Source organism: Gardnerella bretellae, from assembly GCF_048545135.1.
GTDB classification, from domain to species: domain Bacteria; phylum Actinomycetota; class Actinomycetes; order Actinomycetales; family Bifidobacteriaceae; genus Bifidobacterium; species Bifidobacterium greenwoodii.
Genome location: NZ_JBKQXU010000001.1, coordinates 23,379 through 36,110, shown reverse-complemented (window position 1 = coordinate 36,110; position 12,732 = coordinate 23,379). Strand labels below are relative to the sequence as shown.

The 12,732-nt window shown below is 44.2% G+C and carries 12 protein-coding genes; 5 read left to right on the top strand and 7 right to left on the bottom strand.

The window, feature by feature from the left end; genetic code table 11:
* Position 1: 1 nt before the first annotated feature.
* A complete protein-coding gene (locus ACJV7B_RS00110) occupies positions 2-1,588 on the bottom strand; it encodes an ATP-dependent helicase (protein ID WP_419388660.1) in 1,587 nt (528 codons plus the stop codon).
* Positions 1,589-1,744: 156 nt separating this feature from the next.
* Here ACJV7B_RS00110 and ACJV7B_RS00105 point away from each other — a divergent pair, with 156 nt between their 5' ends.
* Positions 1,745-3,400 (top strand): phosphotransferase, encoded by a 1,656-nt coding sequence (locus ACJV7B_RS00105; protein ID WP_419388800.1) that lies wholly within the window; start codon positions 1,745-1,747, stop codon positions 3,398-3,400.
* Between the two features lie 18 nt (positions 3,401-3,418).
* The gene (locus tag ACJV7B_RS00100; RefSeq protein ID WP_004128724.1) at positions 3,419-3,637 is read left to right on the top strand and encodes a DUF3107 family protein; all 219 of its coding nucleotides are present in this window, start codon (positions 3,419-3,421) and stop codon (positions 3,635-3,637) included.
* A gap of 5 nt (positions 3,638-3,642) precedes the next feature.
* On the opposite strand, the gene ACJV7B_RS00095 is transcribed toward ACJV7B_RS00100, so the two are convergent.
* Entirely contained in the window at positions 3,643-4,563 is a 921-nt protein-coding gene (locus ACJV7B_RS00095) for a PHP domain-containing protein (protein WP_419388659.1), read from the bottom strand.
* Between the two features lie 119 nt (positions 4,564-4,682).
* On the opposite strand from ACJV7B_RS00095, the gene ACJV7B_RS00090 reads away from it, so the two are divergent.
* Positions 4,683-5,330: a vitamin K epoxide reductase family protein gene (locus tag ACJV7B_RS00090; protein WP_375169017.1), complete on the top strand. Its 648-nt coding sequence runs from the start codon at positions 4,683-4,685 to the stop codon at positions 5,328-5,330.
* Between the two features lie 26 nt (positions 5,331-5,356).
* Here the strand turns inward: ACJV7B_RS00090 and murI are convergent, their stop codons facing one another.
* The 5 genes from murI to ACJV7B_RS00065 all read right to left on the bottom strand — a co-directional run bounded on the left by murI (position 5,357) and on the right by ACJV7B_RS00065 (position 11,887).
* A complete protein-coding gene (gene murI, locus ACJV7B_RS00085; protein WP_419388658.1) occupies positions 5,357-6,130 on the bottom strand; it encodes a glutamate racemase in 774 nt (257 codons plus the stop codon).
* Between the two features lie 62 nt (positions 6,131-6,192).
* Positions 6,193-7,785: a nickel ABC transporter ATP-binding protein NikE gene (gene nikE / locus ACJV7B_RS00080; protein ID WP_419388799.1), complete on the bottom strand. Its 1,593-nt coding sequence runs from the start codon at positions 7,783-7,785 to the stop codon at positions 6,193-6,195.
* Between the two features lie 48 nt (positions 7,786-7,833).
* Entirely contained in the window at positions 7,834-9,621 is a 1,788-nt protein-coding gene (locus tag ACJV7B_RS00075; RefSeq protein WP_419388657.1) for an ABC transporter substrate-binding protein, read from the bottom strand.
* Positions 9,622-9,836: 215 nt separating this feature from the next.
* Positions 9,837-10,958, bottom strand: a complete 1,122-nt coding sequence (locus tag ACJV7B_RS00070) for an ABC transporter permease (protein ID WP_419388656.1) — start codon at positions 10,956-10,958, stop codon at positions 9,837-9,839.
* Positions 10,955-11,887: an ABC transporter permease gene (locus tag ACJV7B_RS00065; protein ID WP_375169021.1), complete on the bottom strand. Its 933-nt coding sequence runs from the start codon at positions 11,885-11,887 to the stop codon at positions 10,955-10,957. The genes ACJV7B_RS00070 and ACJV7B_RS00065 overlap by 4 nt, the downstream gene beginning before the upstream one ends.
* Before the next feature lie 334 nt (positions 11,888-12,221).
* On the opposite strand from ACJV7B_RS00065, the gene ACJV7B_RS00060 reads away from it, so the two are divergent.
* Positions 12,222-12,497, top strand: a complete 276-nt coding sequence (locus tag ACJV7B_RS00060) for a BrnT family toxin (RefSeq protein WP_004134531.1) — start codon at positions 12,222-12,224, stop codon at positions 12,495-12,497.
* A complete protein-coding gene (locus ACJV7B_RS00055; protein WP_004134528.1) occupies positions 12,475-12,678 on the top strand; it encodes a hypothetical protein in 204 nt (67 codons plus the stop codon). The genes ACJV7B_RS00060 and ACJV7B_RS00055 overlap by 23 nt, the downstream gene beginning before the upstream one ends.
* Positions 12,679-12,732: the final 54 nt, after the last annotated feature.

The following is a 12,732-nucleotide window of genomic DNA, read 5'->3' as shown; positions in this document are numbered from 1 at the left end:
ATCAAGCCAAGAAGCGACTAGGAGCGCGATTCATCCCCGCGCTTCCCTCTTTTCGGCAAGCGTAAGACAGGTGAAGCGTTTTTTCAGCACGAGTCACAGCAACATACATAAGTCTGCGCTCCTCTTCTATATCTTCATCTGTAGAAGCAGAACCGAATGGTATTAAGCCTTCCGAGCAACCAACCACATAAACGTGCGCAAACTCCAAACCCTTAACTGCGTGAATAGTAGAAACCGTAACTGTTGAAATATCAAGCGTTTTAGAAGCATCACCCGCATCTAAAGAAGCCGGGGTTTGCGCGTCTTCCAGAACATTTCGCTGCCAGCCAACGTCTCTTCTCACTCGATACGGCATTTTGGCAAATTTCAAAGCTTTGCAAATAACCTGCTGCTGAGCGTTAGTGCGCGTTAGTATTGCGCAATCTCCCGGATTAGCAACGCCGCTTTTTACAAGCTTTGCAATTTGATTGACCACACCTAAAGCTTCATCAACATCAGTCGCAAAAACCTGCTGCGAAACACGAGTACCGCCTTTAGTAAGAGACTTAACTTTTACGTAGTCACGCTTATACGGCGAAGAAGCAAGCACGCGATTAGCAATACCAACTATGCGCTCTGTGGAACGATAATCCGTATTCAAACTAATATCTGCACTTATTGGAGCAAATTCTTGCGGAAAAGCTAACAAATCGTAGCTACTTGCGCCGGCAAACGAGTAGATAGTTTGAGCAGGGTCGCCCACTACGCAAATATCACGATTCTGCCCCATCCACAACCGCAACAATTCATGCTGTAAAGGAGACACATCCTGATATTCGTCGACTGTAATCCAACCAATTGATTGACGAATACGCCTAGAAGATTCCGGAAAATTTCGCAAAATATGACATGCAAGCAAAAGAATATCGTTAAAATCAATACAATTATGCGAATTTTTTTCTGTTTCGTAAGCTTCGTAAACGTCAACGAATTGCTGCGGTTCTAATCCTGCAGGAGGCAGGCGATGAGTTGCAGCACAAGCGCGAATATAATCATCCGGCGCAATAAGCGAAACTTTAGACCAGTTGATTTCCGCCAAAATATCTCGAGCTTGCAGCAAAGTTAAGCCATCAAACTCTGGGTAACGCTTAAGAGCTGCAGATATTATTTGCTTAGGATCTTCCATAATAGACGGAAAAGGAGCTGAACAAACTTCACTCCACACGCTACGAATCTGCTGCAATGCAGCCGAGTGAAAAGTTGCAACACAACCAATATTTTTAACGCCAAGAGCCTCGATTCTAGAGCGCATTTCCGCAGCAGCTTTTACAGAAAAAGTAACTGCCAAAACTCTTTCAGCATCCCACTTACCGCTAGCGCAAGCATACGCAATTCGACGCGTAATAGTGCGCGTCTTACCAGCTCCAGCGCAAGCAATAATGCGCACCGGACCTTCTACTGCCGTGGCAGCTAAACGCTGCGAATCATCCAAACCATCTAAAAGAGCTTCTGGAGAAGGCACTTGCGAAAGTTTAGAAGAAGTCACTTGCGAAGTCACTTGCGAGGTCACTTGCGAAGTCACTTGCGAGGTTTCTGGCGAATAATTCATACCTACTATTGTGGCAGCAATAACGACGCTTGTGCAAGCTGAATAAAAACATGTGTATAACTTACGAAAAATTGGCAAAATTTCGGTGCTTTGTATTACTGTGGGAGTGTGACACAACTCAGTAGATTCAAGTTGGCAGCACTGGCATCTGCAGCCATGCCCGAAGTACAGTTTGCAGGAACGCGCCAAAGTGAGCAAGTTAATGCCACTGATACCGCGGCTGGAATTTCTCACGCCGTTGTGCAAGATGTTTCAGGTAAGCTTTATGACATTTTTATTAGTGCAGAAAACAAGGGTCGCAAGCGCTTGCGCGACCGAGCTCGTGCAGCATGGACGCTTGAGCACAGCAAAGATTTAGCAGCTTTGGGATTTGCGTACGACACTATGCTTACGTTTATTCCAGGAAAACGCGAAGGCGAAGAAAACAATACTGCAACCGCGAATGCTACAAATAATGCAGATAGCGCAAATCTTAAGCAGACTATGCAAATGTCTAGCATTATTTCCGACGAAAATGACAATGACACTGTGCTTATTTGCGAGCATCTTGAAGGAAGCGCGCGCGACTTGCGTCTTCTTACAACGGATGATTGCGCAAATGTTGGAACTGCAATCGGCGCAATTCACAGACTTCGACCTAGCTTCGTAACTCGCGGAAAATATCCTGCTTTTACTACTGGCCAAATTCGAGCACAGTTAACCGGTTGGATTAAAAGGCTTCGTCAAGCAGGTCACATTCCAACAGAAATTACGGACAGCTGGTCCAGAGTGTTGGAAACTGAAGGATTGTGGTCATTTGAAACATGCCCAGTACACGGCGGCTTTGTTGACGGAGATATTCTGTTTTCAGGATCTACTATTACTGCCGTAACAAATTGGCAGGGAATGCAAATTAACGATCCTGCTCGAGATTTGGCTTGGATTTTTGCAAAACTCAACGAACAGCGCAGAAACGCAGTACTTTCTGCATACGGCAGGATGATGGGATCTCGTCTCGATAGTTTGATTATGCTTCGAGCGAATTTGTGGCTGCAAATGGAGCAAGTTGGAGATTTTATTCAGGCTTTGCAGCGTGCAGACACAACAAGTATTATGCGTTTTAAGGCGCAGGTGGAACGTTTAGCGCACGAGCTTAGCCGTATTAGCAATGCTCAAGCCGCTAAAACTCACTCTGCTGGAAGCCCTGCTTCTACTATTACTGTTGGCACGCTTCTTGAAAACGACAACACAAAAAGTCGCCAAATTTTGCAAAATAATTCTTCTGAAAATGCTGCAAATTCCGCAAATACCGCAAATGGAGACGAAACCAATGAGCGCGATATTACGGTTGAAGGAAATGTTTCTAAAGATAGCGATCAGAACACAAAAGTCGCGCGCGAAGCTGCCGAAAACGACGATACTCACGAGCGCACAGTTCAGTACGCTGTAACTAATTCTTCTAGCAACGAAGAAGCTGAAAAGGCCGCGCATATTGCGGACGATACGGCAACTCAAGTAATTACGCATGTTGAGGCTAAGTCTTCAAATGATAATGCTGACGCTGCAGAAACTGAAGCAGAATCAGAATTAGAATCAGAAGATGGCGTTGCAAATGTTGAAGCAGCAGACGCTGAGTCAGAGACAGTTGCTGAGTCAGATACGAATGCTGAAACAGAAGCAGACGCTGAGCCAGGTGCGAACGCTGAAGAAGAGGCAGACCCTGAAAAAACTTCCGCACAAGAAGAAGACGATAAGCCAGAAACGGTTATTATTCCTCTTCACGAGCGCGAAGAGCGAGCAAAGCGCGACGCTGAAGAAGAAAGTAGTTTATAGTACTTATAGGAGGACGGCATGCGAGTAGTGCTGGGATTAAAAAACGTTTCCGATTCAATTGATTTTGAAACAAACCAGAGCGCGGACGAAGTGCGCACAATTATTAGCGATGCAAAAGATATGCTTGAGTTTACTGATGTAAACGGTCGTACGATTATGATTTCAGCATCGTCATTGTCTTACGCGCTAATCGGCGACACTCCAAAGCATTCAGTAGGCTTCAGCGCCCTCAACTAAAAGATTTAGAGCTTATAGCCGCGGGAAATTATTTCCGACACCACTTCGCGGCTAGTTGTTTCTTCACCCAGGCGGTTTGGTTTGCCTGAGCCATGCCAATCCGAGCCGCCTGTTACAAGCAAATCGCACTTTTGCGCCAAATCAAGCAAACGCTGACGCTGATCTTTAGAATTTCCGCGATGATACACTTCTAAACCGTCAAGACCAGCTTTTGCAAACGATATAATCTGATCGTCTGAAAGAAGCACACGATTACGCGCAGGATCCGCCGGATGCGCAATCACAACAACTCCCCCAGCGTTCTTAACCGCATCAATAACCTCACGCACATTCGGCGAAGGCGTTGGAATATAGTACTTGCTTTGCGGAGAAACAGGGCCAGCAAAAGCCTCGGAGCGCGTGCGAAAAACGCCGGCTTTAACCAAAGCATCCGCAATATGTGGTCTGCCAATTGTGGTCAAATCACCAAGCTTAGCTTGAGCTAAAACATCATCCCAAGTAATCGGAAAATCGTTAGAAATGCGCTCAACCATGTGCTTTGTGCGCTCAAAGCGATACTTACGAGTAAGCTCAAACATGCTCACAATCATGCTATTTTGCGGATTGTACTGGTATGCGAGCATGTGCACATAAACTCCAGCATCTTGAGCAGTAATTTCCGAACCAAAAAGCACGGGCATATTCGAAACCTTAGCCGCAGCGCGAAAATCATCCCAACCTGCAGTAGTGTCATGATCGGTAATAGCAACTCCATGCAAACCAGCGAGCTTAGCTTGCATAATCAAATCTTCTGGAATGGCAGTGCCGTCAGAATAAACGGTGTGACAGTGCAAATCCCAGCGTTCGCGCGCAGCCAGCGTAAGATGCGTGCTACTAGCATTCGCATAATCAAATGCGTCGCATTGTTCGTTGCTATTTTCGGTCATATAATCATCGTAAACTGTGCTATGTAAAGAGAAATAAATACGCACTCATAATCATTCGCTATTATTTGCTATTATTCCCATTGTTAATAATTCGTTATCGGTAAATTTTAGGAGCGTAAATGGAGCAGACCAGCACGGCGCAAGAAGAATACGAAACAACACTGCGCGGATGGAGACACTCCTCTTTGTGGACTTACGGCATAATGCTGTTCTTTTCCGCAGTGGCGCTTATAACATCGCTTATTCTTTCCGCAGAAACGCTTGCTTTGGCGCGCGCACCGAAAAAATTACTTAGCTGCGACTTTAACACCGTTGTCTCCTGCTCTCGCGTTTCACAAGCTTGGCAGGCAGAAATTGTGAAATTCGGCGAATTAAGCTTCCCAAACGCATTCTTTGGAATTGCTGCAGAAAGCGTGTTCGTAACACTTGCTGTTATTGGAATGATTCGCGTTTGCGTGCCGCGCTGGTTCGCAATCTGCACTTGGATTGGCGGATTATGCGCGCTCGCCTACTCTTACTGGCTGTTCTCACAATCTATGTTCGTGATTCACGCTCTGTGCCCGTGGTGCATTGTGCTCATGTTCTCCACAACAATGCAATTTATGTCGTTGACGCACGCAAGCGTAAGCTCGCAAAAGCTACTTGTTAAGCGTTTTACGTGGGTTGAAAGCTACTACCGTTTGCGATACGACCTACTAGTTGACGTGCTGTGGATTGCGGCATTAGTTACGCTGATTTTAAGCCAGTATGCAAAAGTAATTTTTTAGTAAAATACTAAAGCTCAAATATAAGACTACTTACACAAGCTTTTTGCAAGTTGCTGCATGCGCTCGCTAGTATCCGAATTAGTAAGCGTAATTGAGCCTTCCTGAGATTCACTTGCAAGCTCGCCTAAATCTTCCAGAATTTTTTGAAGATGATTGATCGTGCCTTCGTTACCGTCAACAATATTCGTGCGCGCAGGCAAAAATTCGCGGAAATAATCGCGGTAGAACACAAAATGAGTGCAGCCAAGCACAACCGAATCAATACTTTCTAAATCATACTCGTCGAAATACTTGTGAAGAGCTGCAAAAACAATATTGCGATTATTAAGCTCGCCACGCTCAACAATACGCACTAAATCAGGGCAAGCTTGAGAAAAAATCGTATGATTTTTAGAAAAACGCTGCAGCAAATCCGCAAACTTGTGCTCGCGCAAAGTAAGCTCAGTTGCGGCCACAATTACGCGCTGAGACTCGCCTTTGCCTAAATCGCAAGCTAATTTAAGCGCCGGCTCCATACCTATGATAGGTATATTGTAGTTCGCGCGCAAATCGTTCACAGCTGCGGAAGTGGCGGTGTTGCAAGCAATTACGATGGCTTTTACATTTAGACGAACAAAATGATCAACAATTGCGAAGCTTAGCTTTTTAACTTCCTCGGGAGTTTTAATGCCGTATGGAGCGTTGGCAGAGTCGCCAAAATAGATGATTCGCTCATGCGGAAGAGCAGCATGCAACTGACGAGCTACGGAAATGCCTCCAAGCCCCGAATCAAAAACGCCAATTGCTGCCGACGATGCCATAGACTACCTCCTAAAAACGCTTACGATTCTAATGGCGAGCCTCAACATACTAGGAAAACATACTACGAAATATATTGAATGCTGCCATTTCTAATTATGGCAACTTCGTCAGCAATCTCCTGCACAACTCCCAAATCATGCGTAATAAACAAGCACGCGTAATTGTACTTTTGTTGTAAATCACGCAACAAATTCAACACACGCCTCTGCACTGTAACGTCCAACGCAGAAGTTGGCTCATCCGCAATAAGCAGAGAAGGCTGTAAAATCAACGCTCGCGCAATACCTACGCGCTGTCTTTGACCTCCGGAAAGCTCGTGAGGGAAACGGCTTGCGAATTCAACTGGCACTTGTACTTGATTAAGCATTTCTTTAACGCGCTCTAAACGCTCATTGGCATCAAGATTCGTGTGTAAAAGTAACGGTTCTGCAATACTCCAGCCAATGGTTTTACGCGGATTTAGTGCGGAACCTGAATCTTGAAAAACGTATCCAATTCGCGATAATGCTTGGCGGCGAGCTTTACTGTTTAATCTGTTTAAGTTTTCTCCATTAAGTAGCACTAATCCTGAATTTGGTTTGATTTGCCCAGAAATAAGCTTTGCAATAGTGGTTTTTCCAGCTCCAGACTCCCCGACTAAAGCTAGTGTAGAACCAGAGTTAATGCGCAAGTTTGCGTTAGCGAGAGCAAGCTTATTTGAATCTTTGCTAAAACGAGCATGCGAATACTTCACACTTACGCCTTGAACTTCAACTACTGGAGATTCAGATTCTGGAGATTCAGAAATATTTTTAGCAATATTATTAGCAATATTCTTAGCAATCGCTTTTGCTACTTCTTCTATACTTTCATAAGAATCACCACTTGAAGCATATTGCATATCAAATTTAGGAACAGAATCTAGCAAAGTGCGCGTATATTCGTGCTTAGGATTCGCAAAAATATGCTGAACTTCGCCAGATTCAACAATATTCCCGCCTTGCATTACATACATTTCATCCGCGAGCGCGCGCACAACACTCATATCATGCGTAATAATTAACACAGCAAGATGTAATTTCTCCGACAAATTACGTATAAGACGTAAAATATCTCGTTGCGTAGTGATGTCGAGTGCTGTTGTAGGCTCGTCCGCAATCAAAACTTGTGGACGATTTATTAAAGCCATAGCAATCATCGCACGCTGGAGTTGGCCGCCAGAAAGCTCATGTGGATAAGAACGATACACACGCTTAGCATCACTCAACTCAACCTCGAGAAGCTGCGAAATCACACGCTTCTTACGCTCTCTTTGGCTAAGTTTTCCTGCTTTTTCAGGATGATATATTAGCGCTTCTTCTATTTGCTTGCCAATTGTTTTCACAGGATTAAACGCGCTGGACGGCTCCTGAAAAATCATGCCAATCATTCCACCGCGAATCAGATCGTAAGGCGCATTTTCGCTTAGTAAATCTATGGCAGATTCGTTGGCATAAGTAGCGTTAAGAAGCGCGCTTCCTTCAACTTTCGCAGAGTCTGAAAGCAAACCCATAAGAGCCAGCGCAGTAAGCGACTTTCCGGAGCCGGACTCACCCACTAAAGCCGAAACTTCGCCCGCACTCATACGTAACGATACATCTCGCGTAATTTGACGGCCGCCAATCGAAATCGACATTCCGTCGACACTTATAACAACTTCTTCTTTCGCACCAGTCACAACTAATCACCTCTTCAAAGATACAGCGGCGTAATTTGGGTACGCAGGGAAACTTCCGATGTAGAAATTCTCCACGCCACTTCCGTGAATAAACGTGTTATGCGAGTAAATAAGCGGCACAACCGGAGAATCAGCCATAATAGTGCGGTCTGCTTGCTGCCACAATTTTTCCGCTTCGTGCGAGTCAACAGTTTGTATTGCTTTTCTAAGCAGGGCATCTACTTTAGGATTTTCGTAGCGAGAAATATTCCAGTTACCGCCGCCAATTTGCGAAGAATCAAAAAGCGGTCCCAAATTCGCAAAAGCAGAAGGAAAATCAGGCTGCCACGAAGCCAAAGCCAAATCGTAATCTCCGGAATTTGACGTGATTGCATCCGTAAAGTTTACTGCGTCAACAGTTTTAATCGTCACTTTAATACCAGCTCGCTTTAAACTTGATTGCACAGAAGATGCCACTTGCGTTTGATCCGGACGAGCAATCAGAATCAATTTAATATCAGTTTTACCTGATTTTTTCAACAGTTGTTTAGCTTTCTCAACGTCTCCGCGTGGATCTGTAGCATACAAATTAAACTGCTTCCTGCCCGAAATACCAGGCGTAATAAGCGTTGTTGCAAAACCGCCAGCAATTGAGCCGCCCTTCGCCGTGCGGTACGACTGCTTATCAACAGCATACTGAATCGCTTTTCGAACATTGACGTCCGTTATTCTGCGCGTATTCATAGCCAAATATTCAAGAGCACCGTCACTACTTGTAATGAGCAAGCTTCGTGACTTAGGGTTTGCTTGAGCCTGCGCAAGTTGAGCAGGCGGCACGAAATCAGCCAAAAATGCGGATTTTGTATCCGAATTTCCTTGAATCATCGACTGAGCCGCAACAGTAGCATCCGAACCAAGCTTCCAAACAATCTCATTAGGACCGGCTGTGCGAATGCTGTCAAGCTTTGAATCCCAATACTTATTACGCTGCATAACAACTTTTTTGCCGACTTCGTTTTGCACAATTCGGTATGGTCCGGAAGCTTTAGGATGCTTTGAATACGTTTGCGCGTCGCCAGAATTCGTTGGAACTGGCACAAATGCTGCCAAAGACGCAACCCAAGGCCAATCTGCAAACGGAGCTTTTAAGTGGAAAATAATAGTTTGATCGTCTGGAGTTTCAATGGAATCAAGCGACTTTCCACTAAAAGGACCGTCATAATTTTCTCCACCAACAAGAAGAGTCTTATGATAGCTAAAACCGCCGCTTAAAGAATCAGCAAAAGAGCGCTCAATGCCGAATTTAATATCGCGCGAAGTAATCTCACTTCCATCTTCGTACTTGACACCCTTCTTAAGCGTGTACTTCCAAGTTTTGCCGCCGTCGCTTGTGGTGCCAGTATCAGTTGCCAAATCTGGAACTACGCGCGTTTGCTTGCTTAAATCCGGACTTACTTTCCACGTAGTAAGCGCGCGGAATATGAAATTATTCGACGTAATCGGCAAACCTTGGCTGCGAGCTGGATCGAAATTCATATTGGTATTCGACGTAAATACCGTAAGACTGCCACCTTTTTGCGGATTGGAATTTAGCGCGGAAGCGTTGGTAACGCTAGATTTTGTAGAGCTGGCACTTCCGCAAGCAGAAAGTGAAAGTAACGAGAGTAGCGAAATCGGAAGCAACGAAAAAGCTGCAAGCGACGCAACAAACTTCTTCGAAATTGCAGTCGCGCTTGAAGTTACGACTGAAGTTATGCCTGAATCTTTGTTTGTATTTTTATTTGTAGTTTTAGTTGTAGTTTTAAAAGTGAACATAATAATCCCCTTATATTTATTAGTATTTTTTTGAATTTGTAATTTGACTCTTCAAAATGTCAACTATCGACTTAATCCCGATTTTTTCTTTACGTGCATGTACAGAAAAAATCGTTTTTTAGCGAGATTTCGTTATTTTCTTTACACAGCAGTAAAGAAAATGTCGCTTATGAAGCTTTTGAAGAGTTATGTTAATTTATGAGCACGCGAATCCACTAACAGACTGCGGCACGAGGATCGACGAAACGATAACAGACGTCAACCACAAGATTCGCAACAATCACAAGCGCAGCCGCAAACAGCGTCACACCAACCAGCACCTGCAAATCAAGATTTTTCACCGAATCAAGAAGCAGCGAACCCAAACCTTGCATAGAGAAAACGCTCTCAGTTATTACAGCACCACCAAGCAAACCGCCCAAATCCAAGCCAAACATAGTCAGCACAGGAAGCATCGCATTAGGCATCGCGTGACGCGTTATAGCTTTCGAACGCGGCATGCCCTTAGCTAAAGCAGTACGCATATAATCCTGCTGCAACTCGTCAAGCATGTGAGCGCGAGTAAGTCGCGTATAGTATGCCGCGTTAAGAAGCGCCAAAACAAGCCACGGAAGAAGCAAATGCTGAAGCCAATCTAAAGGACTTTCCGCAAAACTTACGTAACCACCCGTAGGAAAAATCGGCAAATAAACTGCAAAAGCAAGTATTGCAAGCATTCCAATTAAATACGCTGGAGATGAAATCCCTACAGACGAAAGCGCTCGAAGCGCGCGGTCAATAAAAGATCCTTCTTTTGCAGCAGAAATAACTCCAGTTGCAACGCCCACAGTAAGCCAAAGAACCGCAGCACCAGTTGTCAACGAAGCAGTTACCACGAAACGACTCATAATAAGATTAGTTACAGGCTCGTTTAGCGTAAACGACCATCCTAAGCATGGACCAGCGCACACGATAGTAGCTCCAGAACTATCTGTGAACTTGCGCCCGAAGAATATGCCACGAATATAACTGCCAAGTTGCTCATACCAAGGCGCGTCCGTGCCCATAAATGCGGAAACTCGTGCCAAACGTTCAGGAGTGCACGGCTTTCCGCAAGCAAGTTGCGCAGGATTGGCAGGAAGCATAAAGAAAATAAGGAATAGCACTACTGCAATCAGCGTTAAAACAAGTATTGCGCTCGCTGCGCGCTTGCCAATAAAAACAAGAAAATCGGAAATCTTGCCGATTATTCGCGAATTGGCAGCAGATTTATTAATGCTGATTTTCGGTGTATTGATTATATTTTGTTGCGCACTTTGCGCATTCTGCGTATTTTGAGTATTTTGCTTGTTACTCATTCCGTCACCGCCTTTTTGGAAGCTCGCGGCTGAAGAGCACTAGCCAAACCGTCGCCAACAAGATTAAAGCCGAAAGTAAGCAAGAACAGCGCAATTCCAGGGAAAAGAAGATACCAAGGATCAACCAAAACCCACTGAACTGCATCCGCAATAGCGCGTCCCCACGAAGGCGAAGGCGGATTCATGCCCACACCAAGGAACGACAACGCAGCCTCCGCTCCAATGCGACCAGGAATAAGAAAAGTCACATTCACCAAAAGAAGAGGCAACATATTCGGCATTATCTGCTCACGCAAAATATGCCATGTGTTCGCACCCATTACGTAAGAAGCCACAGTGAAATTGCGAGATTTTAGCGAAAGCGTTTGCGCTCTAACCAAACGAGCGATGCTTGGCCAGCCAAAAAAGCCTAAAACGAGCGTTAGCAGAATCGGCCGCGGGAAATTTTGCGGCACAACTGCAGACAAAGCAATCGCAAAAATCAGGAATGGAAAACCGAAGAACACATCCATCGTGCGCGAAAGCAAAGTGTCTGCGAAACCACCGAAGTACCCTGCAATCATGCCGATTAGAATGCCAAGAAATAGCGAAATTACAGTAGAAGCAATGCCAATCCCAAGAGAAACGCGCGCTCCATGCGAAATAATCGCGAAAATATCAAGACCACGAAGCGGAGTTACACCGAACCAATGTTGGAAACTAATACCCCCCTGGCCTACTGGAACTGAGTTGGAATCTAATATTTCCGGATGCTCAGAGTAAGGATTATTGCCAGTAATTGTTGTAAAAACGTCGGCAAAAATAGCCAAAATCGCAAAAATAGCAATAATTACAGTTCCAGCAACAATGCCGGTATTAGTTCTTGCAAGAACGGTGACGCCAGATGAATCACGCTTATAGCGTGAACGAAATACACCGACCCTTCTCATCTTTACTCATTTCGTCACCTGCACTTTCTTTTTGAATATCATGCAATATAAATTAACGCAAAATACAAATCGAGTAAAAATTTGTATTGTTGTCTTATCGACACTATAGGAACCCATAGAAAACGGGGTGTCGCATTGACTCGCTTTTCGCTTAAGCGTAGCGCGAAAAGCGACCCAATGCGGTAGCGCTTGCTTCTATAAATAGCCTTTAACCACAATGCGTAAGAAATCTAGGAAAGCTAAATTAAAGCATTTACGATACCTAAAACAACATCAATCAAAAATAGTTTCAATTGATGCTATTTTACGTTAAAATAGACGATAGAAGGTGAGTATGAATTTTGAGTACGATCCTGCAAAAAGCTTAAAAAATTTAGCTAAACACGGTATCAGTTTCAAAAGAGCCCAAATACTGTGGAACAATGAAACAGCTGAAATAAAATCCAAAAATTCAGGAAACGACAACTCTCGCTACTTAGTTTTTGGAAAGATAGACAGTAAATATTGGACTGCAGTAATAACAAAAAGAAATAATCGAATTCGTATTATTTCTGTAAGAAGATCGCGCAAGAAGGAGGAACAGTATTATGAAAAACACCACAAAAAGTAGAGAAATAAGCGGAGAAGAAATTGATAGAAAATTCGATAACGGCGAAGACGTACTTGAATACTTTGATTTGGAGCATCCAATTATAGAGAACCACTCTAACGAACAAAAGCACGTCACTTTTATTATGCCTGAATGGATATTGAGAATAATGAAATTCTTTAGAGTCGCTACAACACTGTAGTCAAATAAAGAAGCAAAACTAGAGATAAAACAAAACGTGCCGACGTATTAAATT